General features: G+C 52.2%; 29 protein-coding genes and 2 pseudogenes. 16 read left to right on the forward strand and 15 right to left on the reverse strand.

Going from position 1 to position 26,084, the window contains the following annotated elements; genetic code table 11:
- Positions 1–59: 59 nt before the first annotated feature.
- The 3 genes from KP014_RS02100 to KP014_RS02110 all read right to left on the reverse strand — a co-directional run bounded on the left by KP014_RS02100 (position 60) and on the right by KP014_RS02110 (position 3,269).
- Positions 60–986: an AEC family transporter gene (locus KP014_RS02100; RefSeq protein WP_036587522.1), complete on the reverse strand. Its 927-nt coding sequence runs from the start codon at positions 984–986 to the stop codon at positions 60–62.
- Between the two features lie 241 nt (positions 987–1,227).
- The gene (locus tag KP014_RS02105; RefSeq protein ID WP_036587520.1) at positions 1,228–1,518 is read right to left on the reverse strand and encodes a DUF6509 family protein; all 291 of its coding nucleotides are present in this window, start codon (positions 1,516–1,518) and stop codon (positions 1,228–1,230) included.
- 335 nt (positions 1,519–1,853) lie between these two features.
- Entirely contained in the window at positions 1,854–3,269 is a 1,416-nt protein-coding gene (locus KP014_RS02110) for a hypothetical protein (RefSeq protein ID WP_090833862.1), read from the reverse strand.
- Between the two features lie 309 nt (positions 3,270–3,578).
- On the opposite strand from KP014_RS02110, the gene KP014_RS02115 reads away from it, so the two are divergent.
- Positions 3,579–3,893 (forward strand): hypothetical protein, encoded by a 315-nt coding sequence (locus KP014_RS02115; protein WP_036595347.1) that lies wholly within the window; start codon positions 3,579–3,581, stop codon positions 3,891–3,893.
- Between the two features lie 70 nt (positions 3,894–3,963).
- Here KP014_RS02115 and KP014_RS02120 read toward each other — a convergent pair whose 3' ends face one another.
- The 4 genes from KP014_RS02120 to KP014_RS02135 all read right to left on the reverse strand — a co-directional run bounded on the left by KP014_RS02120 (position 3,964) and on the right by KP014_RS02135 (position 6,487).
- Positions 3,964–4,812: an EcsC family protein gene (locus KP014_RS02120; protein WP_036595346.1), complete on the reverse strand. Its 849-nt coding sequence runs from the start codon at positions 4,810–4,812 to the stop codon at positions 3,964–3,966.
- A 181-nt stretch (positions 4,813–4,993) separates the two neighbouring features.
- Entirely contained in the window at positions 4,994–5,263 is a 270-nt protein-coding gene (locus KP014_RS02125; protein ID WP_036595344.1) for a hypothetical protein, read from the reverse strand.
- Positions 5,264–5,386: 123 nt separating this feature from the next.
- Entirely contained in the window at positions 5,387–5,905 is a 519-nt protein-coding gene (locus tag KP014_RS02130) for a DJ-1/PfpI family protein (RefSeq protein WP_036595342.1), read from the reverse strand.
- Positions 5,906–6,058: 153 nt separating this feature from the next.
- Positions 6,059–6,487, reverse strand: a complete 429-nt coding sequence (locus KP014_RS02135; protein ID WP_051500058.1) for a winged helix-turn-helix transcriptional regulator — start codon at positions 6,485–6,487, stop codon at positions 6,059–6,061.
- A gap of 105 nt (positions 6,488–6,592) precedes the next feature.
- Between KP014_RS02135 and KP014_RS02140 the strand changes: the two genes are divergently transcribed.
- Complete coding sequence (locus tag KP014_RS02140; RefSeq protein ID WP_139210555.1) at positions 6,593–7,519, forward strand: hypothetical protein; 927 nt, start codon at positions 6,593–6,595, stop codon at positions 7,517–7,519.
- Between the two features lie 83 nt (positions 7,520–7,602).
- Here KP014_RS02140 and KP014_RS02145 read toward each other — a convergent pair whose 3' ends face one another.
- The 4 genes from KP014_RS02145 to KP014_RS02160 form a co-directional block, all read right to left on the reverse strand.
- Positions 7,603–9,030, reverse strand: a complete 1,428-nt coding sequence (locus tag KP014_RS02145) for a radical SAM protein (RefSeq protein WP_036595338.1) — start codon at positions 9,028–9,030, stop codon at positions 7,603–7,605.
- An 82-nt stretch (positions 9,031–9,112) separates the two neighbouring features.
- Entirely contained in the window at positions 9,113–9,916 is an 804-nt protein-coding gene (locus KP014_RS02150) for a prolipoprotein diacylglyceryl transferase (RefSeq protein ID WP_090833863.1), read from the reverse strand.
- A gap of 19 nt (positions 9,917–9,935) precedes the next feature.
- Entirely contained in the window at positions 9,936–10,178 is a 243-nt protein-coding gene (locus tag KP014_RS02155) for a hypothetical protein (RefSeq protein WP_246590622.1), read from the reverse strand.
- Between the two features lie 108 nt (positions 10,179–10,286).
- A complete protein-coding gene (locus tag KP014_RS02160) occupies positions 10,287–10,871 on the reverse strand; it encodes an NAD(P)H-dependent oxidoreductase (RefSeq protein WP_036603592.1) in 585 nt (194 codons plus the stop codon).
- A gap of 145 nt (positions 10,872–11,016) precedes the next feature.
- Here KP014_RS02160 and KP014_RS02165 point away from each other — a divergent pair, with 145 nt between their 5' ends.
- Together KP014_RS02165 and KP014_RS02170 are read left to right on the forward strand one after the other, a co-directional pair.
- Positions 11,017–11,448: a MarR family winged helix-turn-helix transcriptional regulator gene (locus KP014_RS02165; protein WP_036603595.1), complete on the forward strand. Its 432-nt coding sequence runs from the start codon at positions 11,017–11,019 to the stop codon at positions 11,446–11,448.
- A 176-nt stretch (positions 11,449–11,624) separates the two neighbouring features.
- Positions 11,625–12,695, forward strand: coding sequence for an SDR family oxidoreductase (locus KP014_RS02170; RefSeq protein ID WP_036603598.1), 1,071 nt, complete (start codon positions 11,625–11,627; stop codon positions 12,693–12,695).
- Positions 12,696–12,725: 30 nt separating this feature from the next.
- Here the strand turns inward: KP014_RS02170 and KP014_RS02175 are convergent.
- A pseudogene (locus KP014_RS02175) lies at positions 12,726–13,107 on the reverse strand (winged helix-turn-helix transcriptional regulator).
- A gap of 25 nt (positions 13,108–13,132) precedes the next feature.
- Complete coding sequence (locus KP014_RS02180) at positions 13,133–13,831, reverse strand: FadR/GntR family transcriptional regulator (RefSeq protein ID WP_036603601.1); 699 nt, start codon at positions 13,829–13,831, stop codon at positions 13,133–13,135.
- Positions 13,832–14,154: 323 nt separating this feature from the next.
- Here KP014_RS02180 and dgoD point away from each other — a divergent pair, with 323 nt between their 5' ends.
- From dgoD to KP014_RS28565, 9 genes and pseudogenes are all read left to right on the forward strand, one after another.
- Positions 14,155–15,303, forward strand: a complete 1,149-nt coding sequence (dgoD, locus tag KP014_RS02185) for a galactonate dehydratase (RefSeq protein WP_036603604.1) — start codon at positions 14,155–14,157, stop codon at positions 15,301–15,303.
- A gap of 72 nt (positions 15,304–15,375) precedes the next feature.
- Positions 15,376–15,966, forward strand: coding sequence for a fumarylacetoacetate hydrolase family protein (locus tag KP014_RS02190; protein WP_036603606.1), 591 nt, complete (start codon positions 15,376–15,378; stop codon positions 15,964–15,966).
- 45 nt (positions 15,967–16,011) lie between these two features.
- Positions 16,012–17,016 carry a 2-hydroxyacid dehydrogenase gene (locus tag KP014_RS02195; RefSeq protein ID WP_036603608.1) on the forward strand — a complete coding sequence of 335 codons (1,005 nt, stop codon included), beginning with the start codon at positions 16,012–16,014 and terminating at the stop codon, positions 17,014–17,016.
- A gap of 145 nt (positions 17,017–17,161) precedes the next feature.
- The gene (locus KP014_RS02200; RefSeq protein WP_036603610.1) at positions 17,162–18,172 is read left to right on the forward strand and encodes a 2-dehydro-3-deoxygalactonokinase; all 1,011 of its coding nucleotides are present in this window, start codon (positions 17,162–17,164) and stop codon (positions 18,170–18,172) included.
- A gap of 33 nt (positions 18,173–18,205) precedes the next feature.
- Positions 18,206–19,507: an MFS transporter gene (locus KP014_RS02205; protein ID WP_036603618.1), complete on the forward strand. Its 1,302-nt coding sequence runs from the start codon at positions 18,206–18,208 to the stop codon at positions 19,505–19,507.
- Positions 19,508–19,535: 28 nt separating this feature from the next.
- Positions 19,536–20,183: a bifunctional 4-hydroxy-2-oxoglutarate aldolase/2-dehydro-3-deoxy-phosphogluconate aldolase gene (locus KP014_RS02210; RefSeq protein ID WP_036603612.1), complete on the forward strand. Its 648-nt coding sequence runs from the start codon at positions 19,536–19,538 to the stop codon at positions 20,181–20,183.
- Between the two features lie 161 nt (positions 20,184–20,344).
- Positions 20,345–21,187, forward strand: coding sequence for an NAD(+) diphosphatase (nudC, locus tag KP014_RS02215; RefSeq protein WP_175491794.1), 843 nt, complete (start codon positions 20,345–20,347; stop codon positions 21,185–21,187).
- 66 nt (positions 21,188–21,253) lie between these two features.
- Entirely contained in the window at positions 21,254–21,931 is a 678-nt protein-coding gene (locus KP014_RS02220; RefSeq protein ID WP_063619552.1) for a cupin domain-containing protein, read from the forward strand.
- A gap of 43 nt (positions 21,932–21,974) precedes the next feature.
- A pseudogene (locus KP014_RS28565) lies at positions 21,975–22,163 on the forward strand (ATP-binding cassette domain-containing protein); the annotation flags it as partial.
- Here KP014_RS28565 and KP014_RS02230 read toward each other — a convergent pair.
- Together KP014_RS02230 and KP014_RS02235 are read right to left on the reverse strand one after the other, a co-directional pair.
- Complete coding sequence (locus KP014_RS02230; protein WP_051500613.1) at positions 22,149–22,418, reverse strand: histidine kinase N-terminal domain-containing protein; 270 nt, start codon at positions 22,416–22,418, stop codon at positions 22,149–22,151. The pseudogene KP014_RS28565 and the gene KP014_RS02230 sit on opposite strands and share 15 nt — an antisense overlap.
- Before the next feature lie 217 nt (positions 22,419–22,635).
- Positions 22,636–23,628: a DUF1835 domain-containing protein gene (locus tag KP014_RS02235; protein WP_036603615.1), complete on the reverse strand. Its 993-nt coding sequence runs from the start codon at positions 23,626–23,628 to the stop codon at positions 22,636–22,638.
- 307 nt (positions 23,629–23,935) lie between these two features.
- Between KP014_RS02235 and KP014_RS02240 the strand changes: the two genes are divergently transcribed.
- From KP014_RS02240 to KP014_RS02250, 3 genes are all read left to right on the forward strand, one after another.
- Complete coding sequence (locus KP014_RS02240) at positions 23,936–25,288, forward strand: RNA-guided endonuclease TnpB family protein (RefSeq protein ID WP_090833867.1); 1,353 nt, start codon at positions 23,936–23,938, stop codon at positions 25,286–25,288.
- A gap of 108 nt (positions 25,289–25,396) precedes the next feature.
- The gene (locus KP014_RS02245; RefSeq protein ID WP_175491795.1) at positions 25,397–25,666 is read left to right on the forward strand and encodes an AbrB/MazE/SpoVT family DNA-binding domain-containing protein; all 270 of its coding nucleotides are present in this window, start codon (positions 25,397–25,399) and stop codon (positions 25,664–25,666) included.
- On the forward strand, positions 25,666–26,043 hold the full coding sequence (locus tag KP014_RS02250) for a type II toxin-antitoxin system PemK/MazF family toxin (RefSeq protein WP_036595024.1): 378 nt from the start codon (positions 25,666–25,668) through the stop codon (positions 26,041–26,043). Before KP014_RS02245 ends, KP014_RS02250 begins: the two co-directional genes overlap by 1 nt.
- Positions 26,044–26,084: the final 41 nt, after the last annotated feature.

The following is a 26,084-nucleotide window of genomic DNA, read 5'->3' on the forward strand; positions in this document are numbered from 1 at the left end:
TTTCGTTTCAGATTATACAAAACCTTTTGGTTTCATGTCAAATCCCGGATGGATTTGCCTTATCCGCTCACCGATGCGATGAGCAATGGAAGTACCAGGAAGGAAGCCAGCGTCGTCCATAGTATGCAGCGGGACACAAACGGCGGAGAAGCGCCAAAGCGTTCCGCCAGAACAACCGCGTTAACCGCCACCGGCATAGAAGCAAGAATAAAGAGCACGGAATGGAGCGTCCCGGTAATCCCCAGCAGCTTAAGTACCATCAGCGCCAGCAGCGGACCGATCAACATCCGCATCACCATCCCGGTCCAGAACACCGGCATTTCGCCCTTCTTGCTTGGCATATTGCCCACCTTCATCATCTGGGCGCCCAGAATCGCCAGCACAACCGGAGAGTAAGCTCCCGCCGCCATGGTTATCCCCTTATCCACATCGTCAGGCAGATGAAGATCGAACACCTTGAGCAGTATTGCCAGAATGGCAGCATAAATCGCGGGAAGGGAGAGCACCGATTTGATTGCGTTTTTTACGGAAAAATGGGAACGCGCCGCAAAATAAACGCCAATCGTGTTGACGATAATCATCTGCCCAATGACATAGACGGATGCTTTATCCAGCCCCGCCTGTCCAAAAGCGAGCAGAACAAGCGGAAGCCCGTAGTTTGCACTGTTGGTCAAAGTGGAAATAAGCGTCAATCCTGCGCGATCGGGTGAAGAGAATTTCATCAATTTACTGATTCCGCTTGCCGCCCCCCACAGAAGCAGCAGGTTCAGCAAGGAGAACGCCGCCGTCAAATAAATGTCGTCAAATGAAATTTCCGCATGGGCTAGCGTATCCAGAATTATGGCAGGGCTTAAAAAAAACAGGTACAGGGTAAGCAGCGGTTTCGTATCCAAACGCTGAAAGCGTTCTATCAACGCACCGGCAACAATCGGAACGGACAGCGGGACAATGACTCTAAGCAGGGTGGACAGCACGGTTTGAATCACGGACGGGCACCTCATCATATGGATTATTATTTTCTACTATACCCCTCTGTTCATTACTCCGTCCAAGACTTGTAAGCAATATCATTGATAGACATCACCTATACCACAGGCCGCTCTTATAACCTCCGGCACTATGCAGCCACTGCAAGAAACTGTCCGCTGACCTGGCGGTTATTGTATGCGAAAAAGCCCCGGGCACCTACCCAGAGCTTCATGTTGAATGGAGCCAGTGAATCCGGTTTTACCCTTCCGGCAAATGCTCCTTACAAAAAGCGGCCAGTTCTTCTTCCTCGTCATCCTCAAGGTCGAATTCAAGAATCCGCTGCGTCGTCGTTTCCATTACATCATAAGTAACGATGCTTACCTCTCCGTCGGCCTCTTTAACGACGGCCCGGACGCTGACTCCATTCTCCGAATAAAGCTCGTCCTCCTCCGGAATCTCAAGATTAATCATAAACTCATAGCGGTTCCCTGCAATAATGCCGAACGGGTCCCGGATCTGCTCCACGGTATAGCTCGATATCGCAAGCATTGATTTCCACTCCTTTTCATCTTTTTCCGCCGCTGCGACTTCAGGAGATCATCATAGCACAGGCTTGGCAGCCAGCGCCAGATGAGAAGGCGGATCGGCGCTGTCAATCTTAGCTTTTGCAAGTGCACCCGTTTGCTAAACTCGGGAATGAAAAAATGACCGGGCGAAGCGCCCAATGCGTTTCGCCCGGTCAACCCGCTTTGTCGACAGCTTTAAGAGAAATAAGCCGCCGGGTTAGTAGTAGTTCTATACAGAACTATCAATTGTAGAATAACGTCACGATGCGTCGCATCGGGGAGAACGCCGCTGTCGTCTGGCGACGAAAAATGGGAGAGTCACACGAGAAACATGGCGACAACAGTGGTGACTGCAAGGCCAATCAGCACGGGCTTCAAATTGCGGCGCGCCAGCTCGAACGGACTAACGCCGCAGATGGCCGCAGCCGGAATAAGCGCCCAGGGAATGAGCGTTCCGCCGCCGACCCAAATGGCGGCTACCTGACCAAGCGCCGTCAGCGTGGCTGCCCCGGAGCCGATGGCTGCGGCAAACAGATGCGCAATGGAGCCGGCCAGCGAAATGCCGGAGAAGCCGGAACCGTCAAGTCCGGTAATGGCGCCTGTAAGGGTCAGCGTGATCGCGCCAACGATGCCGTTAAGCGGCACGGCATTCGCCAGCGCAACGCCCAGGTCGTTCACGATGCCATGCGAGGCTTCGGGGAGGACTTTACCGAACAGCTCGGTGAAGGCTGAGTCACCGAGGTAGAAAAAGGCCGCAATCGGGATGACGGGACCGAACACCTTAAAGCCGAAGACGAAGCCGTCGATGAGGTAGGAGGTGATTTGCTCAAGCCCCTGATTGCGGTGGGCGAGCAAGGTGACGGCAATCAGGATGAGCACCGCCGTTCCGCCAATCAGGGCGGTGGCGTCGCCGCCTTGAAGGTTCAGCAGGAACATCGCCGCCACATCGGCAAGAAACAGCAGCGGGATGACAATGGCAAGGCCCTTTTTCACCTTCGGAGCAAGAGCGGTCAGCTGAAGGGGATGATCTGGAAATTCCTCAAATACACCTGCCGTTCGCTCTGTAGTTACCAGACCGTCTCTCCAGGTCCCGTTCTTCTGATCCCTGCGCATCATCCAGAATGCGGCGGCAGTCGTCACGATTCCCATGACGACCACCAGCGGAATGCTCGCTTCCATGACGCTGGCGACCGGGAGGCCCGCGGCGTCCGCCGTCAGCTTGGGCGCTCCCTGGATAATGTAGTCGCCGGAGAGGGCAATGCCATGGCCGAACAGATTCATGGCCATCGCGGCTCCGAGCGCGGGCAGTCCGACCCGGAGAGCCACGGGCAGCAGGACGGCGCCCACCAGGGCCACCGCGGGCGAAGGCCAGAAAAAGAGGGAGGAAAGGAGCATAATGATGCCGATTCCCCAATACGCCATTGCCGGCGTGCGGAGAAACCGGGTCAGCGGGGAGACCATCGTTTCGTTGATGCCAGTAAATCTCAGCACCCGGCTCATCGCCACGATGATCGAAATGATCATAATCGTTCCCATTAGCTCCTTTGTCGCGTAGACAAAAGAGTTAAACACTCCCGATACCGAACCGCCGAGCGTCTCTGTCGCAAGGAGTCCAAGGACAAAAATGCCGGTTACACAAATCATTGTCGTATCTCGCCGCTTGATAAGCAGCGCCATGATGAACACAATGAACGCCAGATATACGTAATGGATTGCCGTTAACTGGATTCCCATAGCGGGAAGCGCCCCCTCATAGCCAACTGATGCTACAAGGTATGCTGGAGCCCATTATGCGGTTCATACGCCTCAACACCTACATAAAATGCCGAACAACTAATCCATTCGACGAAATTAGACCAAAAGTCATATTTTATTCAGACTTTTTTTACTTTAACCGACACAAATGATAATGCAGTCCCATATATTGCATGGTATTATTTTCTTAATTGAAAGGAATATCCCTAATAATTCTAATACTTATATCCTAGTAGTACACAATCCACTTTCCTTTCTTTTAAAAAATATTTTGGAGGGCGTGAACTAATGAAAGTTGTATTAAAGAATCCAGGCGGGCTGACTAAAGAGGTAAAGGTCGGTTTCAGCTGGACAACCTTCTTCTTTGGTTTTCTTCCGGCTTTGTTCCGGGGTGATTTGAAATGGGCGATCATCATGTTAATCATAGAAGCGGTTATCGGTTCGTTTACTCTTGGAGTCGGCGCTGTGGTAACCGGGATCGTATTTTCCTTTGTTTACAACAAGATTTACATAAAGGAACTGATTGAAAAAGGATATACTCCAGCAGACGGACGTTCCAGAGCTATTCTGGAAAGCCGGCAAATCCTTTCGCGGGCCGCTTAACTAACATACATAAACATATCCTATATAAGCCAGGTTCCTTTGATAGCAGTAAGGAACCTGGCTTTTGGTATTAGAGCGGTGTTTCACCGGTCTCCATCAGTCTGTCGAGAATTCGCCGTTTGCGGTACAGCATCCGGGCCGCTTCCGACACCCCCTTCAGCATCTCGCGGTTAGTATACGCACCAAATAGCATTCCGGCGACGGGAATCATCTGCAGCAGCTTCTTCGAGCTCCAGTTATCCCGGTAAGCGGCGATGACTTCACGCCAGCCCTGGATTTTCGACACGGCTGCGCCTTCGCCGCCGAAATTCCCGCCGTCTCTGCCGAGCTCCAGGTTCAGCTCCTCCAAAATCGCCCGTTTGCCAATCGTTTCGGAGGAAGCGAGCTGCATCACCTTTACGGCGAAGATGCGCTCCTCCTTCTCAAGCGGGTTATACCCATAGCACAGGCCGATCTCCTGTATCACCTTCAGAGACAGGCCAAGGATGGCGGGGATATCCGCCGCCAAGGTAAACACGCCACCAAAGCCCGTGGTCGCCCCCTGCGCCGTGGCGTAATTACTCCGGCTTTTGGACAGCCGCCGCGCCGCTTCGTCCATCACCGCCAGCGGATATGGACCTTCCGCCTTCCCTCCCGCCTCGCGGCTCACCTCGTTCATAAGCTCGCCAACCTTGCGTCCCGCAACGAGGTAGTTGCCGCCGTTCTGGATATAGCCGCCGAGCTCATCCAGCAGCAGGCCTATTTTTTCATGGACAATCCTGGGGGTAATCTTGTCCAGCAGCTTAAAGGGCAGCCGGGTCAGCCGCTCCCAGATCATGAGCTGTCTCTGTTCCTTCTCCCAGCTCCTCACCTCTTCAAGCGCCGCACGCAGCTCCTCCTGCGTTTCCAGTCCTCCGGAACCAAGCGTTATTTCCGTCATTGTCACGCCTCCTTTTGCCGTCATCTCAGCCTTAACGATTTTCCGGTTTCCTAATATATACCCCAAAGCTAAAGTTTAAGCACGAAGCTTATGCTCTCAAGCATAAAAAAGACCTCCGCCAATGACGGAAGCCTTTAAATAGAAACGGTTCTTCGGTTGTGCCGATCGTCTGCTGTACGAACTAGTGCTCCTGCTTATTCAAAGAGGATAGCCTCTTCTTTTCTTCCTCCAGCATTTCCTCGGCCAAATCCACGCCATGCCCCTGAACCGATCCTTCCGGCGCGTGCTTGATCGCCCGCTCGGCATGCTCCAGACTATTCTCTGCCTGCTCAATTACCTTCTCCGTCGGATGGCTCATCGCTTGGGTGACGGCGTTATGCAGTTTTTGCGCTGAATCCTGGGCCTGATCCACGGTGCTGTTCGTCCGCATACTGGACTCGTAATGTCTCATAAATAATAACCTCTCCTTCTTCTCGCATAGCTGCTATCCTTTCTGGTATAGGATGGCCGGAAGAGGATTATTTTTATGTATTCGGTCAGGAGGAAGAATATGGATTGTTTCCTTCGCTCGTTATCAGGCCAGCGCCGCAACTAGGCTTTTGCCGAAGTCCCGTGCGCCGTCCGGTCCGTTGCTGGTGATGATATCGTCATGCGCCACCACATGCTGCACTACATAGTCCGCGCTGTTTGCTTTCAGTTCATCGATCATGACATCAACCGGATAGCAGGTCGCCTGGCGTCCGGCAAGCAGACCCGTCTTCGCAACCGCAACAGAACCTGCGCAGATGCCGGCAACGAGAATCTTTTGCTCATAGGCCTGCTTCAAATATTGGATCAGGTGATCGTCGCCCCACAGGTAATCGATTGTGCCCGAACCGCCGATGACAGCCACCACATCGTAGTCCGAGGCGGAAACGTCGGAAAATACCACTTCGGCATTTACTTTTCCCTGGTTGTCGCCTGTGATCTCCCCTGTCTTCGTGCTGGCCACCGTTACGGCGATCCCTGCGTTCTCCAGTTCAGCCTTCGGATGAAACAGTTCGTCTTCATTGAATCGGTCCGGCGGTATAATAAGCAGTGCTTTTTTACTCATGGTAAAGTTCCCTCCCCAAGTTTATCTTCACGAGTCACATTGTATCGCCGCCGCTGCGTCCTGTGAAGAATGCACTTTTTAGTGCAGAGGTTACCAAAAGGTTACCTGCCCACCAAGTCAAAAGTCTCTATTCAAGCCGGCCCCGCTGCCTGTTCAAGTTTCCTTGCATGCTGTCTCGTACGTAGTCCGGGGTATTTCAGCCTCGCTTCCGGCTCCCAGTTCCCCTCTAATCCGTTCAATCCGCATTTTTCCCCACTCGTACATCATCTCGACAATCGGCAGAAGCGTCATCCCAAGCTCGGTCATCGAATATTCAACCTTCGGAGGAATGTCGGGATACACCTCCCGGTGAACAATCCCGTCCTCCATCAATTCGCGAAGCTGCTGGGTCAATATTTTATGCGAAATTTTCGGAAAAAGCTTCTGCAAATCGCTGAACCGGTGCGGACCCTCCACGCCGAGATGCCACAAAATCACGACCTTCCATTTTCCGCTGATGATGGACAGGGTAAGCTCCTTCTCGCAGTGAAAATCGCCGTTCACGATTTTTTGTCTGATTTCCTCTCTTAACGGATCGGACATTCGGCCGCTCCCTCCTTATTCCGTTGGTACGCCATGCCTCTTGCGCCGGTCTAATGCCTTTAAGGCGTCTTCCGTTATTATATATCAAAAACGCCAGCGCTTTTGGTGAACAGGTTATCGTTACCTAACAATTCAAAAAAGGACAGCCCGAGTTTCAATAAAGTATTTCACAATCATTACTTTATTTTTAAAAATAAAATACATTTTTTAAACTTTTTGGATGAAATGAATGTGTATTATGTAAAAGTGAAATTAAGCAGAGAAAGTGAGAGGGTTACAATTAAAAGAACCGTACTATTTTTATCATCTATATTGTCATTGAGTCTGTTGCTTGCCTGCAACAATCAACAAAATTCAGAGATTTCTATGGAAAATGAGTTAGCGACAACTAATGTTTTTCCAGAACTACCTGCTTCAGATCCAACGGGTACAGGCGGGATTCTCAGCCAGTTCCCAGAGTCGGATATTTCAGAATCAATTTCTATTGACTCCGTTAATTATACTCCATTCGTTCGCGCAAAGACGTATACGGAACAAGGTACTTTACTTATGGTTTCCAATGGCAGGGAAGAACTGGGACATTTGATAGTCTCAAGTGTTATGGGGGTAGAAGGAGACCGAACCTTTCATAGTAATTATTCGATTGTCTATAGACAGGATAATCAGGACAAAGTCCTATTAAACTTGCCGGCTTTATTGTATATTCAGCCTTCGGATAAACTCTTGTCTTTTGATAAGATCAGCTTCAAAGAGGCGGATGTTTATCTGCTTACTCCCCAATATCAGACGGGGCACGGACTGGAATGTTATGCGGTTGCGATCAACAAGATGAGTGGGGATGCTTTTTCTCTAAAATTTATAAGGAAAGGATATGTTTTCGAAAAATTAGTCTACTCCGAAAAACAGATACCGTTTAACCAAAACGAGCGGTTAGTTGTACATCCGGCAGTGGGTGCAGGCACTCCAGAAGAAGATACCAAAGAAATACACTACAAATTAGACCTGGCAAATAGACAGTTTATCGCCGAATAAAAAGAAACTCTCCCGTCAATATTTCCCAATCCATATAAAAGTGATAACCACCCAATGAAGCCCGAGGGATGGAAGCTATCTGGTTACTCTTGCGGAAATTTTTCATCCCACGCAGTCGCAATCTCGCCCCTTATGCCTTCCAGCAATTGCTCCTTGTCGTCCCGGTAGAACAGATTGTAAGTATCAAAAGGGATGATCCGCCCGTCGGGATGGGCGATATGCACGCAGGACTTCTTCACCGACCGCACGTCGAAATTATGCGCGTCCAGAAACTGCATCACGATCACCCGGAACACATTGTCATAGCTGATCTGCTCCGGCACGGCGGCAAGCGGCAGACAGCAGAGCAGGCTCTTAAGCGACAGAGCGGAAGACACCGGCGAATGGCCGGTGGAGAGCAGCTCGAACATTTTGCCCCGGATTTCCGGGTCCTGCTCGAAGACAATCGTATTGCTGCCTCCTTCAAGTAAAATATCCGGGTCGATCAGTCCGGTCAGCGGCAGCACCTCGCTGCCAAGCTTGAGCGCGTAGCCCATAGCAAGGCAGTCCGGATGACAGGGCACCGGCAAAATATCGTCCTCCCCGAACACGCCCGACTGTTCGATAATGCTGCGGCGCACCTCGCTTACCGTCAGCCGGTCCGCCGCTGGGTCATAGCCCTCCAGCCTTCCCGCCGCCTGGATCGGCTGAATCGTCACGCCGCGAACCGCCTTCTGCTTCAGACCATACTGAATAATCGAGCCGATTTCTCCATCATTCAGGCCCTTCTTCAGCGTGACGACGAGTGTTGTCGAGATATTGAATTCATTCAGGTGGCGAATCGCCTCTTCCCTGATGGGCCGTAAATCCGCGCCCCGAAGCTCCTTCAGCACGGAAGCCTCCAGGCTGTCGAATTGAAGGTAAATCTCGAAGCCCGGCATGTACGAAGCAAGGCGTGCGGCGAACTCCCGGTCCCTGGCGATGCGGACGCCGTTCGTATTCACCATGATATGCTTAATCGGACGGCTCTTAGCCATGTCGAGTATCTCGAAGAACTGCGGATGCGTCGTCGGCTCACCGCCGCTGATCTGCACAATGTCCGGCTCACCCTCATTCTCCACGATCCGGTCCAGCATGAACTCGATCTGTTTCAGCGATCGGTAGGACGTGCGGTGCGGCGACGACTCGGCGAAGCAGATCGGGCAGTTCAGATTGCAGTGATCCGTAATCTCCAGCAGCGTCAGGCAGCTGTGCTGCTCATGATCCGGGCAGAGGCCGCAGTCGTAAGGACAGCCGTACTTAATCGGCGTGTTCCACTGAAGCGGCATTTCCGAAGGCTTAATAAACTCCCGGGTTCTTTTGTAATAAGACACGTCAGTGGAGATCAGCACCTTTTCAGGGCCGTGCACCAGGCATCTTTTGACCATGTACATGCACCCGTTCTCCTGGATGATCTTAGCCTCGACTTTGCGGTAGCAGACGGAGCAGATGCTTGTGGTCAGCTCATGATAGAGATACGGTCGATTCGGCATGACAAGACTCCTTTACGGGTGGAATGGTGAAATCTTGAGCAGCGGCCGGAATTGCCGGAACCGCCGGGGGCCTGCCACGCTTTTATTTATAGCTTCGAGCCTCCGCAGTCGCGGAAGAGCGGCGGACACGCCCTCTGAACCACAGCAGCCAGGCGTAATAGGCAAGACCGGCCAGACAGGCCAGCTGTATATTGTTAAGTCCGAAGTAAGGATGAGGCGTCGGCTTAATAAAATCAACGGTGAACCGGAAAGCCAAATAGCCGAACATGAACCACTGGAACATCCGCCCCGAAAAATAAAATGAACCGGCCACTCTGCCTAGAGGCGCGCGGCTTCGCCGGTACAGCGGGATGAGCAGCAGCGCGAGCGCCAGCAGAAAGGCCATTTCATACAGCTGGGTCGGATGCCGCCGGACCCCGTCGCCAAAGTCGATGCCGGTGAACCAGGACGTTGCGGTGCCGTACGTATCGTCGTCAAGACCGGTCAGGAAACAGCCGATCCGCCCGATGAAGAGGCCCAGTATGAGCGGATATACAAAATCATCCCCGGTTGACCGGGTCCAGCCAACCCACTTCTTGGTCAGTTCGACGCCGATCAATCCTCCGAGCAGACCGCCGACAATTGTCTTCCCGCCCCAGAGAAGGTGAAGCTGCCGAAGCTGCTCCCACGTCGCCGCCGGGTCCTCCAGCCAGAACAGCAGCTTGGCGCCGAGCGCGGCGCCAAGAATCGTTCCGGCCAGAATCTGCAGGCTCATCAGCCGGGACATTTCGCTCGGACGCCGGGTCCACAAATACACCCGAAAGCCGATAAAGTAAGAGAGCGACTCGAACAGCACATGCGGATGAATCCGCCAGGAACCAAGAACCAGGTATACGGGGAATTCCATCGGCGCGCTCCTTTGATTATTATGACAGGCTGAAGATATAGGCTCCGCAGATCGCAGCCAGCAGCACCGTCAGCGCCCCGATAATGGCCAGGATGGCTACGATGGCCCGGAAGGCAGCGCTTCGCCCCTTTGGCTGCGGCTTAACCAGCGGCTCCGCGCAGTTCTCGCGGCATCTTCCGAGATCGGAATCATAGCATTCCTCGCACAGCGGCTTGCCGCACCTGGCGCATTGATGAACCGCTTGGCGGTCTGGGTGATTCATGCAACGGAAACCTGCCATATCTTCACCTCATTTAGAGTTTACCCCTATTGTAAACGCTAACCTAGGCTTTTCGCCAGAGAAACCTTGACCCAAAATATGCCTAGCCAATCACTTCCCTGAAAAATACCGCTCCACCTTGGCCAGCTTCTTCCCCTGATTCCCCTTCTTGCTTTCCATAGACCCGAACTCGAAGAATTTGACCTTGCGTATCCCGACAAAATGGAAAAGGCCTCTCTTCATCAACACTTTATGAGCATTGTTCAGGGTTAGGAGAGGATAATGGGCCGGTCCTTTCATCGTGGAGATGCATACCGCGCTCTTTCCTTTCAGCAGCCCTTCGGGATAAATCCGGTTCGGCCGGTCTCTATAAGCAAAGTTTGAGGCGAACATTCGGTCGATATAACCCAGCAGGATAGCCGGCGGTCTGCCCCAATAGATCGGGTATATATACACGAGCTGGTCGGCCCAGCGGATTTGCTCTCTGTATTTTTCCAGTTCCGGATCCTTGTGCATATCCCTTCTTCTGCGTTCTTTATTGTACACCAGCGACGGATCGAAGCTTTCCTCATACAAATCCAGCACCTGCAATCCCCCGGAAGAGGCATTCTGCCTAATCCCCTGCTTCACAGCTTCCAAAAAGGCGCCATTTAAACTTTCACGGTTCGGATGGGCATAGACGATCAATGTGTTCACGATTCATCACCTCGTAATTAGTTATCAAATGATAATTTTCATTTCACAACTATATTATGCGATCCTTAATTAGTTGTCAATTGATAAATAGATTGCGCGCAAAAAAAATATTTGTCATAATAATTCCACATAGCGAGGTGATAACATGCCATTACCCGAATTCGCCTTTAAACTCAGGACGTTCGGAACCGAATTCTCTAAAGTGACGCGTCATCTGCTTACCGAGATCAAGCCGGAAGAGATAACGCTGCTTCAGTTCGAAATTTTGCATTTCCTGTACACCGAAGGCTCGGCCACCTTTGGCCAGATCGGCGCTTGCACCGGCATGTCTCTGCCCAACACGAGCCGTGAAGTGAAGAAGCTGATACAGAAGAAGCTGGTAACCAAACGGGCCGATATCAAGGATAAAAGAGTTTATTTTGTCGAGCTGTCCCCATCGGGAAAAGAATTGATGACGGCGTCATCATCAAAGCTGGAGAGGCTGATCTCAGGGCAATATGCCCATTTGAATCCGGAGGACGTGAGCGAAGTGATGCAGGCACTAGACCTGCTGTCGGAGAAGCTGCTGGGGGAATAAGATGGACAACAGGTACAAGTGGGATTTCTTTCGAGAGATCCCGGCCTTTCCTATTCTGCTCTGCCTTATGTAACTCTCAAGTAACTATATGACTTCAAAGTGCGTACTTTTCACTCATGTCCCAGCCGGCGCACAATGATGGTGTAGCCATTATAGGGGAGGAGAGGATTTAAATAATACAAGCTAAAGCAGCGGGGCCGCGCAAAACGGCTCTTGTCGTCGGAGCCAATGGGGTGATCGGACGCAATTTGATTGATTATCTTATTACGCTTTCTGATTGGGATATTATCGGCATATCGCGCCGCGGCAGAGAATCATCCAGCCGTGTCCGATATATCGCAGCGGATTTGCTGAATCCCTTGGAAAGCCGTGAGAAATTAAGCAGCCTGACGGAAGTGACCCATATTTTCTACGCCGCCTACCAGGACCGCCCGACATGGGCGGAACTCGTTCCCCCCAACCTCGCTATGCTCGTTAACGTAGTTGAGGCCATCGAGCCGATTGCCGGAGGCCTCCGGCATATCAGTCTCATGCAGGGCTATAAAGTATACGGAGCGCATCTCGGACCGTTCAAGACGCCGGCTCGTGAGAGCGACGCCGATCATATGCCTCCGGAATTCAATATCGACCAGCAGAAGTTTCTAGAGAATCGGCAGCAGGGAAAAAGCTGGACTTGGTCAGCGCTCCGCCCTTCCGTCGTGTGCGGTTTCGCTCTCGGCAATCCAATGAATCTGGCTATGGTTATCGCCGTCTATGCCTCCATGTCGAAAGAACTGGGAATCCCCCTTCGCTTTCCCGGCAAACCGGGTGCCTACCACAGCTTATTGGAAATGACCGATGCCGGGCTGCTCGCGAAAGCAACGGTGTGGGCTGCAACCGACGAGCGCTGCGCCAATCAGGCTTTCAACATTACGAACGGGGACTTGTTCCGATGGAACGAGCTTTGGCCCAAGATCGCCGCGTATTTTGAACTTGAGGCGGCGCCTCCGCTACCGATGTCGCTGGATGTGGTTATGCAGGATAAAGAAGCGTTGTGGAACGCTATGGTAAAGAAATACGGCTTAGAGAACAACAGCTATAACAGTGTTTCCTCCTGGCGGTTCGGCGACTTTGTGTTTTCTTGGGATTACGACTTTTTCGCTGACGGCACCAAGGCGCGCCGGGCAGGCTTTCATGAGTTTATGGATACGGAGTCCATGTTCCTGAACATTTTTGAAGACTTCCGCAGGCGCAAGGTAATTCCGTAAGATTACACATAGAAACCGGTCTTACGCACTTCATAGACCGGTTTCTTTCTCTATTCGCGTTTCGGATAAAATAATGGCTTGATCCCCGTATTTTCGCTCAACATGGGTATCCCCCCCAACGGCACATGAGATGAAGAATTTCCTTGAGGCTCCAACCGTATTCGGTCAGCTCATATTCGACTTTAGGCGGAACCACATTGTAAGTTGTCCGCTCAACGACTTCATCCCTCTCCAGTTCCCTCAATTGCTGCGTCAGCACTTTTTGTGTGATAGCAGGCATGAGGCTTCTGAACTCGCCGTTGCGTTTCTTGCCAAACGTTAGATGGAACAAGATCAGCGGTTTCCACTTGCCTCCGATTACTTCGAGCGTCGCTTCCACTGCGGTATTGTAAGTTTTGATCGGCTCCAACATAGTTCGAACACCTCCGCCCTTAACCTTAATTCCTGTCTATCTCTCCTTGGGCCTCTTTAGCTTTCTTTAGTGGTTCGAGCATTTGCTCAATATGGCTCTTCATCAGCAGATAGGCCTGCTCGCTGTTGCGCTCCTCTATGGCTATAGCAATCAGAATATGATAATTAGACGACTTGGTTCGCATATTAGGCAGCGTATTGGTCTGTCTCCGACCTTCTTGAAGAAGCGGAAGAATAGCCTCGTTCATACGCGACAGCACAGGCTCCCGGGCGCCAGCCACGATCATCTGATGAAACTCCAGATCAGTTTCCAGAAAAGAACCTCCCTTTTCCATCTGCACGATCATCCGATCGGCCAACTGCCGCAGCTTTTTAATCTCGTGGTCAGCCGCCCTTTCCGCACACAAAGCCGCAAGTCTCGGCTCCAGCAGCAGCCTGGCTTCGAGCAGCGAGATTAATGAAATATCCCCAAGCTCTTTCAATTCCGCAGTCGGGTCCTTTAGCAGCAAGGGATCGTTCCGCACATACATTCCCCGGCCGTGCTCAATGCTGATAATCCCCTCATTCTCCAGTATCCGCAGTGCTTCACGAACCGTCGTAATGCTTACGGACAGCTCTTTGGAGAGCTGCTGAAGCGTCGGAATTCTCTCCCCCGCGGCCCAAGTTCCATCAATGATCATTTGTTTAAATTTGTCTATCGTACTCTGGAAAGCAGTCTTTTTCATTCGGTCGGGCCTTTCTTAACACATAAATAGTCGATTTCCAGCTTTATTCTACCACAATTAGAAAGACCAATCATGCCCTCATAAGGAGATCCTCCGAGAAAAAAACTGTTGACCAAAATAAAAATAGATCATATGATACTAACAAAAAGAACAGATGTATTTATTGAATTTTTAGCCATATTGCATAAATCAGGAGAGGTTTTCACGATAATTCGGTCATTTTCTATAATTGAAAGCGATTAATTTAAAAATTGATCCTATTTTGCAGATAAGGCTTGGCTAAAAGATATGATCTGTTCAAGACAAAGGAAGGGATGTACGCCATGAAGATTACCAAGTTCGAGACGTTTGTCGTGCCGCCGCGCTGGCTGTTTCTGAAGATTGAAACCGATGAGGGCATCGTCGGCTGGGGGGAGCCCGTTATTGAAGGGAAGGCGCTTACGGTTCAGACAGCCGTAGACGAATTAATGGATCATTTGATCGGTCAGGACCCGCTGCGGATTGAAGACCACTGGCAGGTGATGTACCGCGCCGGCTTTTACCGTGGCGGCCCGGTCCTGATGAGCGCGATTGCGGGCATCGATCAGGCATTGTGGGACATCAAGGGTAAATTTTACAACGCTCCGGTCTATCAGCTTCTTGGAGGCGCTTGCCGGGATTCCATTCGGGTGTATTCCTGGGTTGGAGGCGACCGGCCGAGCGATGTGGGGCAAGCAGCACTGGAGAAAAAGAACGCCGGTTTTACCGCCATCAAGATGAACGCTACGGAAGAGCTGCAATTTATCGATACCTACGCCAAGGTCGATGAAGTGGTCGCGCGCGTAGCCGCCATCAGGGAAGCAGCGGGACCGTACTTTGGCATTGGTGTGGATTTTCACGGCCGGGTACATAAACCGATGGCCAAAATTCTGGTCAAGGAGCTTGAGCCTTACCGGCTGATGTTCATCGAGGAGCCTGTGCTGGCCGAGAACAATGAGGCGCTCCGCGATATCGCGGGCAGCACCTCAACTCCGATCGCAACCGGAGAGCGGATGTTCTCGCGGTGGGACTTCAAATCGCTGCTGGAATCGGGCTATGCGGATATCATCCAGCCTGACCTTTCCCATGCGGGCGGCATTACAGAATGCAAGAAGATCGCCGCCATGGCCGAGGCGTATGATGTTGCCGTTGCGCCGCACTGTCCGCTTGGACCAATCGCGCTGGCCGCTTGCCTGCAATTGGATGCAACGGCTTACAATGCGGTGATACAGGAACAGAGCCTTGGCATTCATTACAATCAGGGCAATGACCTGCTTGATTACATTACCGATTCGTCGGTATTTGCCTACGAGGACGGCCATGTCCGCATTCCACAGGGGCCGGGACTCGGCATTACGATCAATGAGGAGTATGTCCGCAGCATGGCGCAGGCGGGGCATCGTTGGAGAAATCCCGTATGGCGGCATAAAGACGGAACGGTGGCCGAGTGGTAGTCGGCAGCACCGACGAAGCTTTGGGAAACGAAGATCATCGCAAGAAAATCAATGGTAAGGAGGGAATCCAGCATGCCAAAAATTATAGGAATCGGACCGCATTATCCCGCTTTTTTGCAGAGTAAGGGACTCCCCGCCGATTTTGTTCCGCACCTGTTCCTCAAACCGCTTTCAGGCGTGATCGGAGATGATCAGGCTATTCTCATTCCTGAACATGCCGAGAAGGTTATGGCCGAAGTGGAAATCGCGGTGCTCGTCAACCGAACACTGCGGAACGTAGGGGAAGAGGAACTGGCCGATTTAAGCGCGATCGGCGGCTATGCAATCGCCAACGATTTGACGGCGTTCGGTCCGCGTGTCATGGGCGAAGGCAAAATATACGATGCCTTTACCCCGCTCGGTCCATTCCGCAAGGTGGAAAATCCTCAGTCCATCCGGATCGAAAGCTATCTGAACGGTGAACGAAAGCAATCGGCTGGGACAGAGGATATGGGCTACTCCTTTTCCCGCATCCTCGCTTATTTCTCTACGATTCTTACGCTGGAAGAGGGAGACATCGTGCTGACGGGAACTCCCGCAGGTCCGTTCGAGGTTCGTCCGGGAGACCGCGTGGAAATCCGCAGTGAACAGCTCGGCAAGGTATGCAATTCGGTGCAAGCGTAAACATCAATTAAATTTCTACTATTTATAGAAAGGAAGAATGAACGGATGGCAAAACCCGTTGTGTTTATACCCAGCAAAATCCCGGAGGAAGAGAAGGTGCTGCGCTTCTTGGAGGCGTTCGCCGAGGTGGATTACAGAGATGAAGAAGAAATGCTGGATGAAGATGTCTTCTATGATGGATTGAGCCGCGCGTCTGGGCTGATGATCTATTCCCGCAATAAAATCCGCGGCCATGTGCTGGATCGCGCTCCTCTTCTAAAGGCAGTCTCTAACATTGCGGTCGGTTATGACAACCTTGACCTGAACGAACTGACCCGGCGCGGAATTCTTGCCACCAATACGCCGGATGTTCTGACCGAGACGACGGCCGATCTGGCCTTTAGTCTGGTGCTGGCTTCCGGAAGACGGATCGCCGAAGCCGATGCTTTCGTTAAAAGCGGCGGCTGGGACGGCTGGCTCCCCAGCCTGATGCTGGGCAAAGACGTACACGGCGCTACGCTTGGCATTATTGGCTACGGACGGATCGGCAGCGCCATTGCCCGGCGCGCCAGAGGCTTCAATATGGACATTCTGTACAACAATCTGGTCCGCGAGGAGAAGGATGAACAGGAGCTTGGGATTCGGTTTGTTCCGGTTGAGGAACTGCTTCAGAACTCCGACTACGTTCTCGTACAGGTGCCCCTCACACCGCAAACGGAAAAGATGATCAGCGAGAAGCAGTTCGGGCTGATGAAAAAGGATGCCTATTTCATCAACGCCTCCCGCGGCGGTGTTGTCGATGAGGCGGCGCTGATCCGGGCGCTGCAGGAGAAGCAGATTGCCGGAGCGGGTCTTGATGTATTCGAGCATGAGCCCATCGACAAGACCCATCCGTTCCTGTCGATGCCGAATGTGGTTACGCTTCCTCATATCGGAAGCGCTACCTGGCAGACGAGAGCCAAGATGGCCATGAAAGCGGCCGAGAATATGGCGGCCATCCTGCAGGGCCGGCGCCCGGTCAACCTGGTCAACCCGGATGTCTGGACCGTAAAAGACGGCACCGTTCAATAGAACGTTAAGCAACAAGCGCTCTATTATAGAGCGCGGCATGCACCTGAAGACGGGTTGGCGGGATACCACCGGCCCGTCGGCTTATCATGCGAAAGGCACGGCGGCCGCTTTGCAAGCGGCCTAAGAATAAAGGAGGAGCGGCAATATGTATGCGATTACAATCGATACGGGCACAACGAATACGCGGGTGAACGTATGGCGCGACAACGAGGTCGTTGCGGAAGCTTTCCAACCTGTCGGCGTCAGAGACACGGCGATCACCGGCAGCAGACAAAAGCTCACCCAGGGAGTAAAGACGGCGATTGAGGAGGCTATGCGGACAGCGAATGTGAAGACCGGGGACTCCGTCGTCATTCTGGCTTCCGGAATGATAACTTCGAATGTCGGCCTATATGAAATTCCACATGTGCCGGCGCCCGCCGGAATACAGGAACTCGCGGCGGCGATGGTTAAGGCCGAGCTGCCGGAGATCATCGACCAGCCCATCTGGTTCGTTCCGGGCGTTAAGAACAACGTGCCAGATCTTAATCTAGACACCTGCGAAACGATGGATATCATGCGCGGAGAAGAGGTCGAGGTTGTAGGAATTACGCAAAAGCTGCAGCTTGAAGGCCCTGCCGTGCTGATCCTTCCGGGCTCTCATTCCAAAGTCGTCCGGATCGACGGCGACAACCGGATTACCGGATGCATGACCACGATAGCAGGCGAGCTGCTGGATGTGATTACGAAGCAGACCATTCTGGCAAACGCGCTGCAAAGCTCTTTTGCCGGCGAATTGGAGGAAGCCGTACTGCTTAAGGGGGCAGCCTATGCCGAGAAAGTCGGACTTGGAAGAACCTGCTTTACCGTGCGGATTCTGGATATGTTCAGCGATTTATCCATAAATGAGAAAGCGAACTTCCTGCTCGGCGCTGTGCTTCAGGCGGATATTCTGGCCGTGAAAAACAGCGGAGCCCTGAATGTAACTCCCCTGCTGCCGGTAGTCGTATTCGGCAAGGAGCTGCTTCGGGAGGCCCTCATCGCATTAATCAAGCACGACCCTTTCTTCACCGGTCCGGTTCATTCGGTCGGCAACGAGCATAAGGCGCTGGCCGGCTTCGGAGCGCTGGCTATTGCCCGCGAACGGGGAATTTTGCACAACGCTCAAATGGCTTAAATCTAAAAATCAGAATGGTTGGAGGTAATGGTTTTGGAGACGAAGGTGAGCAGCGCTGTTCCCGCCGTGAAGACCAAGACGGCGACAAGAGTGCGCTGGACGGTTGTCATTTGGCTTTTGGTGGGCGGCATCATCAATTTTTTGGACCGGACCAATCTGTCGATTGCGGCGCCGGATATGATGAAAGATCTGAATTTGTCGAATACGGATATTGGCCTCATGGGCTCAGTCTTCGCGTGGAGTTACGCGTTCATGCAGCTGCCCGCGGGATGGCTTCTTGACCGCCTGGGGGCCAAGAAAGTATATGCCTGGGCCGTAGCCCTTTGGAGCGGAGCAACGGCTTTTACCGGAGTCTGCACCGGCCTGACCAGTCTACTCTTCGGACGGGCACTTCTGGGGGTGACTGAATCACCTTGCTGGCCCGGCGGAGCCAAAATTACGGCTTCCTGGTTCCCGAAGCAGGAACGGGCCTTGGCAACGGGCTTCTGGGACGCGGCTTCCAAATGGGGGCCGACGATTGCTCCACCCATTCTTGTGGCGTTAATCGTGCCGTTCGGCTGGAGAGCGCTGTTCTTCATTACGGGAGCCATTGGCCTGATCTTTGTCGTAATCTTTGCACTTTTTTACCGCCAGCCGGAGAAGCATCCGAGAATCAGCCAAGAGGAGCTTGATTATATCAAGGCCGGCGGCGGAGGTACTGCGCAGGAGATCGGCGCTTCCAAGGTATCCTGGGGCGCGCTGTTCAAGCATAAGAGCGTGTGGGGCATGATTCTCGGCTTCTTCTGCTATATCTGGATATTCAATATTTTTGTGACCTTCCTGCCGCTCTACTTGATGAAGACCCAGAATGTTTCGCTGAAGTCGCTGGGTATTTATGCGAGCATTCCTTGGTTCGGCGGCGTTATCGGCGCGATTCTCGGCGGTTATGTCAGCAAGCTTCTGGTCGATAAAAGGGGCGCCAAGCCGCTTGTCGCCAAACGGGCCGTCATCAGTGTATGCGCGGTTCTGGCAGGGATTACCGTCATTATAATCCCGTATGCGGGCAGCCTGCCGGCGACGCTGGCCTTCATGACGGTCGCGCTTGTCCTGTTGTCCGCCTTGTCCAGTTCCGCATGGGCACTGCCGGGAGATGTGGCCCCGGCCTCAATGGTCGCTTCTGTTGGAAGCATTCAGAATTTCGGCGGTTACTTCGGCGGGGCGTTGTCTCCGGTCGTGGTCGGCATGATCGCCGACAAGACCGGTTCGTATACGATGGCCTTTACGAGTGGCGGCATTATCGCCGCCTGTGCGGCCTTGTGTTACTGGCTTCTTGTTAGAAAGCCGATTGCAGAATAGACAAATAAGGATTCGGGAGGAATCATACATGGAAAAGTGGAAGGTTATACGCACAATCGAAGAGACGGGGATTATCGCCATCGTAAGAGGCACCAAGCCGCAGGAAATGATGCGAATCGCCTCCGCTCTCTATAATGGCGGAGTAAAGGTCATTGAGGTCACATGCAATACGCCGGGCTATCTCGGCATGATCGAGCAATTGGCCGGCGAAATGGGAGAGAAAATGATCATTGGGGCTGGAACGGTGCTGAATGCGGCGACGGCGCAGTCGGTCATCGATGCGGGAGCGACGTTCGCTCTTGCGCCCGATCTCAATCCCGAAGTCATTAAAGCGCTGCATGAGAAGAACCGACTGATTATTCCCGGCGTAGCCACTCCTACGGAGATGGTTCAGGCGCAGCGGCTTGGTGTCGAGCTGATGAAGCTGTTCCCTGCAGGCGCGCTGGGCGCCCGCTTCCTCAAGGAGGTGCGCGGACCGCTGGCCGATATCCGCTTTATTCCGGTAGGAGGCATCAATCTCGGGAACATTGGGGAGTTCGCGGAAGCAGGTGCGGTTGCATTCGGCATCGGCGGCGAATTGGTGAATAAGTCCTTGATCGATTCCGGCAATTACAGCGAATTGACCAACCGGGCCGAGAGTTTCATTGAAACGGTGCGCCGGCATAAGCATTCATAATCACTAGCAATCTATAACCTGCCGATTCGATTAGAGTCGGCAGGTTTTTCGTTTGTCACTCTCTCCTTTTTTTGCTATTCTTAATAGAAAAATTTGGCCGGGCGACCTGCCTTCAGCGCAGGATTAAAGCACCCAGGTTCCGGCCCGGAAAGGTTCTTGCCATGATGAAACCAAGAGAAAGCATCTACAAACGATATATTCCAGCCGTTGTCGCCGAACCTCATTTTGACGGGTCTTCGTACTGGTTCATTTTCAGCTCGGGCAGACTGCTTGTTACAGAGTCTTCCGGCAGAATCGGCATTCCGTTTGCGCAATCAGCAGAGCAGCTGCGTATCGCTCCGATGCGCACTTTGTACCTCGGGACATTTGAAGATACCCCGTGCTTCGCCGTAGAGGTCCAGGCGGATGCAGCCGATCCGGAAGGTATGGCCTTTCGCCCGCTTCGCTCACTGTATGATGAAGTGGATGAAGATCTGTTCCACCTGGCTGGCAAGGCTATCCAAATGCTCGCCTGGGATGATACGCATCAGTACTGCGGCCGGTGCGGGACACAGACGGTCTTATCGCAGGCCGAGAGATCCCGGAAGTGCCCGAACTGCGGACTGGTCAGCTATCCGCGCCTGGCGCCGGCGGTGATTACCGCCATTCTGAAGGACAAGCAGATCCTGCTCGCCCATGCCCGGCATTTTCAGAATAATATGTACGGGCTGATTGCCGGCTTTGTCGAGCCGGGCGAGACGCTGGAGGACTGCGTGCAGCGGGAGATTATGGAGGAGGTCGGGATTAAGGTTAACAATATCCGCTATTTCGGCAGCCAGCAGTGGCCGTTCCCCCATTCCTTGATGGTTGGTTTTCTGGCCGAGTATGAGAGCGGCGAAATAACGGTGGACGGGGAGGAAATTGTCCATGCCGATTGGTTCGAACCCGGCAATCTGCCCGTCATTCCGTCAAATGTCAGCATCGCCCGTAAAATCATCGACTGGTATGTGGAGAACTATTCCTGACGGTAACACCCACCCTCCGCCATGCATATGCTGGATAGACAAATGCCCAGGATGGAGGAACCCATAATGAACTCTCCGCTCAGTTCTCCGACGCTGACGCTTACGGCGGATTCTAACATGTATATTAACTACCAGGCAGATGCGCACAATTACCTCACCCAAGTGTTCGGAGCTCAGCTCCCGGCTAATCCGACAGGGCTCTTCAATGTGCATATGACCAGAGGGTTTATTGTTCAGCCGCATTGGCATACGAACGCGACGGAGCTTGTCTTTGTCATCAGCGGGGAAATCATGACTTCCGTATTTAATCCTTGTACGCAGCAGCTCATGACCTACAGGCTGACTCCCGGTCAGGTTTCCGTACTTCCCAAAGGATGGTTCCACTGGATTGTCGTCTTATCGGAGCAGACGCACTTTTTAACCATTTTTGACGTCCCTACCCCTGATGTCGTCTATGGCTCCGATTTCCTGAAAGCCATCCCTCCGGAAGTGCTGAACCGGGCCTACTGCGTAGGCGAGGAGGATTACAAGAAAGCGGTCGCTCCGCTGCAAGAATCCGTCATTTTAGGGCCGCCTCCGGGCTGCGTCTGCGGGAACGTCCCGCCGTCGGTTCAAGCAATCCAGAAGCATCCGCATTACGGCGGCCACCAAGCTGCGTCTTCTCCCCCGTGTCCCTCCCCCGGTCAAGTATATCTGCACGGTTATGCCGGGCAGCTTGGCAACCGTTATCCTTATTCGTACTAAGCAAAAGAGGCCGTTTCCCGAAACGGCCTCTTTGCTGTCGGTACTAATGGGTCCATCCGGCAGCGGAAAAACTACACTGCTAAATATTCTTAGCGGTACGGATACGGAATATATCGGAAACATAGAAATTGCGGAAGCCGATATCAGCAAAATGTCAATGAATGAACTGGCACTTTTTCGCCGCCGGCAAATGGGATTTGTCTTACAAGATTATAATTTACTGGACAGTCTCCTGCGCCCCCTCCTGGAGCTTGATGTGGCGGTTGTTGGAAGTCAGGGATGCTATAACTCCGATCACCCGGTCGTCTTCCAGGATGGGCACGGCCGTTGAGATATAAGGCACGCCGAAATTTTGCGCTCCCCGCTCTTCGCGCTGCACTTTTTTAGTCTCCATCGCAGTATAGGATACTGTACCTTTGAAATTTTCAACAGGCGCTCCGACCGGAATCTTTAGATCAACGGTTTTTCCGGGAAGATAGGCCAGCACTTTATCTCTATCGGCCAGTACCAGAGCCGCATCCTCCGCGTACGTGGTTGAATCAAACCAAGTAAATTCTGCAAATGCTCCATTTTTTCCATTTCAATCAACCGCCTGTATAATAGAATAACCGCCTTATTCCATTATCGTCCTGTTTTCGTAAACGGTTATACAGCGATGGATTTTTTCTGAAAACTTTCAAAAATAATGATGCCGAGAGAGCCCATCATCTCTTAATCAGGCGATTGCAGGACGTATCCCACCGCCACGGGTCGGATTGCCCTTCCAAATGCAGCCCGCCATACCACTCGTCTTTGCCTTTTAGTGAGAGGTAGTCCTCTTCTCCAGCCAGGACCTTCCGGCCCAGCGCGGTTAGAGTGATCCTGCAATCGGCAAAAGAGGGTACCGCATGACTAAAGTCGGGGAAGGCTTCCAAGCCTTGTATATGCAGGAGCGGGTAAGGTTCCTCTGACATGTTCCTCAGATAGTGCCAATATTCGAGATCGCCCATGCCCAAAATATGCAATTGTTCTCCCACCTGTCCGAATAAAGCATGCGGTGTATATTCCGAGCCAGAAACGGTCTCCAAAGTGGCTTGCTCCACCACCCCAAGTCTGTTATGAACAGATGGGATACGGGATAAATGGGCTTCAAACGCCTTTTTCACAAACGGCAGCGCAGAGGTATCTTCCTCAAGGAACCGGATATGCTGATCTGGCAGGGGTGAAGTATAGGCCTCCCACATTTTGCTTCCCAGCGCCAATTCCCGCTCTGAGATAGACCGCCAGGTACCGGATAATGCCTGTAGCTGCTTAACCGTAAGCTGCCCCAACCCGCGAAAACGTTCAACGCCCGGGTAATCCCCAATGCACAGCAAGCTCAATTTCGTGTCCCCAAGCGCCTGCACAGCAAGGGAATGAAGCAGATAACACAGCATCGTCTGGTCGAACAGGTCGTATTCGAACCATAAGACAATTTCGTTATATTTTTGCAAATCACGCAGAATTCGCTCCTGCTCCTCATTCTTCAAATACTCCTCGCGTGGAATCCCGAGATTCCGTTCCAGATACCCTGCCCGCATCTCCCTGTTCTGTCTCTCCGCCATATCGCGGAATACAGGCCCAACGGAATAGATTTCTCTCCATGCCACAACCTCGCCTTGAACCGCGCCCTGCCTGAGCTTGTCCGCAACAGAATCTCCGTTTGTAATATGCAGCATGTTTTTCCTCCTTCGGGAGCGTCACGAGTACCGGGCGACAGCCGTTTTTCCTCCGCAGACACCACCGGCCGCAATCTGGATTTATTCAAAATTCCAGCCTCATGTTATCTGGCTCATCAAATCCCGTATTTATGTATATACTAAGTATATACCAGTCCGGAAGGTTGTGGTAATATTGAACAGATTTAGTGTCGCAGTCCCCCGCCTCTAAGCCAACAGTGAAGGTGGGGGTTAGACACGTCTGCTTAACAAACATATGTTCTTGTGTTATGCTAGATCCATCAAACTTGCGATGGAGGCGCATCTCATGAAGGTGGTCAAAACACTCAAACATCCGATTACGTCTCACCACCGCATGTTGGATGCGACTCTCCATGTGTATCAAGAGGCGCTCACGTTCTTGATTACGGTCATTCAAGAGCAATTTAAAGCTTTAGAATCGTTATCCACCCAAGCGGTGGTGACAGCGGTAGAACGGCTGATTCACCGTACCAAGAACAATCCGAATCCGCTCTACGCCGAATTCGATCACCACTTTTATAAGTTTCCTTCGTACTTCCGCAGAAGTGCCATTGCCGAAGCGTTTGGCATTGTGAAAAGTCATCATTCCCGTTTTGAGCTTTGGCAAGCCGAGCGGCAACACGCCCAGCAAGAAGGGAAACGCTTTTCGAAGAAACCGCCGACACTCCAAGCTCAGCATCAGGCCTTCCCTTGCTTGTATAAAGGCAATATGTTCAAACGAATCTCCGATACGACAGCCAACATCAAGGTATTTCATCAAGGCGATTGGGTCTGGCTCCCCATTACCTTTAAGGGGCAAGACCTATTCAAACGTGACGTGTGGAGCATGAAAGAATGCAGCCCCACATTGGTCCGAAAAGGAAAACGCTATGCCCTTCATATCGCCTATGAAGGGGATGTGAAGTTGACTCAGGCGGAATTTTCCAAGCAGCGGGTATGTGCCGTTGATTTGGGGTTAACGAATTCCGCAGTCTGTTCCGTGATGGACGCTAACGGCACTGTCTTGGCGAGGAGATTTATCAACCAAGCCAAAGAAAAAGACCGGATGCGCCAAATCACAGGCAAACTGAAACAAGCCCAGCGAAAATCCGGTCTAGGTGCAAAACCGAATTTCTGGCGGCGGATGAACGGCTTACAGACGCATATCGTCCACGATACCGCGCATCAAATCCTCGCCTTTGCCCAAAAGCATAGCGCAGATGTTATTGTCATGGAGTATTTAGGCAAGATGCGTCTACCTAAAGGAACATGGGGAGCCAAGCGGCTTCGTACCAAACTCCAGTTTTGGGCCAAACGGCGCATCCAAACGAAAGTGACCGAAATGGCGCATTTTCTGGGGATGCGGGTTTCCATGGTCAACCCGGCGAATACAAGCGCGCTTGCTTTTGATGGCAGTGGATGGGTACAACGCAACACGAAGCGTGATATTGCTGTATTCGCAACAGGCAAAACGTATCACGCTGACCTTAATGCCTCGTATAACATCGGCGCACGATACGTGCTGCGCAGTATACACAAAGCCATATCTGAAAAGATGTGGTTGTCCTTGAAGGCCAAAGACCCTTCATTGGCAAAACGAACGTATTGGACGTTGGCTTCCCTCATTCGGGTGCAACAGGCGTTGAGACTTCAAACATGAAGCTCGCAGCGTGTGCAACCCTGTATCGATGCCAACAGAATCCCCTACTTCATGCGTAAGCTAAGTGGGGGAGAGTTCACTCAAAGGAAAAAGAAAGGTTTGGTCCATATGGCAAATACAACTATACGCAAATGGGGTAATAGTCTAGCCGTCCGTATTCCTCAGGAAGTTTCTGAGCTCGTAAAATTTGCGGATGGAGTAGAGGTTGAAATGTATGTTACCGAGAACAATGAGGTCGTTCTTCGCCCTTCGTTTCCGACTGCCGATGATCAAGACGCTCTTCGTAGACATTTTCTGTCGATACGTGCGAAATGCAAAGCAGGGATGACTGCCCACGATGAGACTTTTGCAGAACCAATGGGAGATGAGATCATTTAATGTCGATTACAGGAGATGTGGAACGCGGAAGCGTCATATGGTTAAATATGCACCCGACGCGGTGGTACGAACAAAATGGCTGGCGCGCCGCAATCGTACTATCAGATGGACTCATCGACCCCGAAAACTCAACATTTGCCATGATTGTTCCAATCACGACTCAAATTAAGAATTATCCCTTTGAGGTACCGGTCCCTTCAGGGATCGCTACGACCAATCCCCGAGTCCCGTTTACGGAACTTAGCGGTGTGGTGCTGACAGATCAAGCCAAATCGCTTGACCTGAACGCAAGAAATGCCGTGGTTATTGGCAAAGTGGATCCCGCCTCCCATTTTTACCGATTTGTAATCACTAATGTACGTTCCATCCTCGCTTAAGTCCATAATTGAACAAGACCATCCCTGCACAGAATGGCCTT

Source organism: Paenibacillus sophorae (assembly GCF_018966525.1).
Lineage (GTDB): Bacteria > Bacillota > Bacilli > Paenibacillales > Paenibacillaceae > Paenibacillus_AQ > Paenibacillus_AQ sophorae.

Coding starts and splice junctions, on each gene's coding strand:
- KP014_RS02250 (WP_036595024.1), top strand. CDS start 25,666: ATGTCGATTACAGGAGATGTGGAACGCGGAAGCGTCATATGGTTAAAT.
- KP014_RS02195 (WP_036603608.1), top strand. CDS start 16,012: ATGGCAAAACCCGTTGTGTTTATACCCAGCAAAATCCCGGAGGAAGAG.
- KP014_RS02110 (WP_090833862.1), bottom strand. CDS start 3,269: ATGGGAATCCAGTTAACGGCAATCCATTACGTATATCTGGCGTTCATT.
- KP014_RS02150 (WP_090833863.1), bottom strand. CDS start 9,916: ATGGAATTCCCCGTATACCTGGTTCTTGGTTCCTGGCGGATTCATCCG.
- KP014_RS02145 (WP_036595338.1), bottom strand. CDS start 9,030: ATGCCGAATCGACCGTATCTCTATCATGAGCTGACCACAAGCATCTGC.
- KP014_RS02130 (WP_036595342.1), bottom strand. CDS start 5,905: ATGAGTAAAAAAGCACTGCTTATTATACCGCCGGACCGATTCAATGAA.
- KP014_RS02245 (WP_175491795.1), top strand. CDS start 25,397: ATGGCAAATACAACTATACGCAAATGGGGTAATAGTCTAGCCGTCCGT.
- KP014_RS02220 (WP_063619552.1), top strand. CDS start 21,254: ATGAACTCTCCGCTCAGTTCTCCGACGCTGACGCTTACGGCGGATTCT.
- KP014_RS02180 (WP_036603601.1), bottom strand. CDS start 13,831: ATGAAAAAGACTGCTTTCCAGAGTACGATAGACAAATTTAAACAAATG.
- KP014_RS02210 (WP_036603612.1), top strand. CDS start 19,536: ATGGAAAAGTGGAAGGTTATACGCACAATCGAAGAGACGGGGATTATC.
- KP014_RS02120 (WP_036595346.1), bottom strand. CDS start 4,812: ATGACGGAAATAACGCTTGGTTCCGGAGGACTGGAAACGCAGGAGGAG.
- KP014_RS02125 (WP_036595344.1), bottom strand. CDS start 5,263: ATGAGACATTACGAGTCCAGTATGCGGACGAACAGCACCGTGGATCAG.
- KP014_RS02240 (WP_090833867.1), top strand. CDS start 23,936: ATGAAGGTGGTCAAAACACTCAAACATCCGATTACGTCTCACCACCGC.
- KP014_RS02190 (WP_036603606.1), top strand. CDS start 15,376: ATGCCAAAAATTATAGGAATCGGACCGCATTATCCCGCTTTTTTGCAG.
- KP014_RS02135 (WP_051500058.1), bottom strand. CDS start 6,487: ATGTCCGATCCGTTAAGAGAGGAAATCAGACAAAAAATCGTGAACGGC.
- KP014_RS02200 (WP_036603610.1), top strand. CDS start 17,162: ATGTATGCGATTACAATCGATACGGGCACAACGAATACGCGGGTGAAC.
- KP014_RS02165 (WP_036603595.1), top strand. CDS start 11,017: ATGCCATTACCCGAATTCGCCTTTAAACTCAGGACGTTCGGAACCGAA.
- KP014_RS02155 (WP_246590622.1), bottom strand. CDS start 10,178: ATGAATCACCCAGACCGCCAAGCGGTTCATCAATGCGCCAGGTGCGGC.
- KP014_RS02105 (WP_036587520.1), bottom strand. CDS start 1,518: ATGCTTGCGATATCGAGCTATACCGTGGAGCAGATCCGGGACCCGTTC.
- KP014_RS02115 (WP_036595347.1), top strand. CDS start 3,579: ATGAAAGTTGTATTAAAGAATCCAGGCGGGCTGACTAAAGAGGTAAAG.
- nudC (WP_175491794.1), top strand. CDS start 20,345: ATGATGAAACCAAGAGAAAGCATCTACAAACGATATATTCCAGCCGTT.
- dgoD (WP_036603604.1), top strand. CDS start 14,155: ATGAAGATTACCAAGTTCGAGACGTTTGTCGTGCCGCCGCGCTGGCTG.
- KP014_RS02235 (WP_036603615.1), bottom strand. CDS start 23,628: ATGCTGCATATTACAAACGGAGATTCTGTTGCGGACAAGCTCAGGCAG.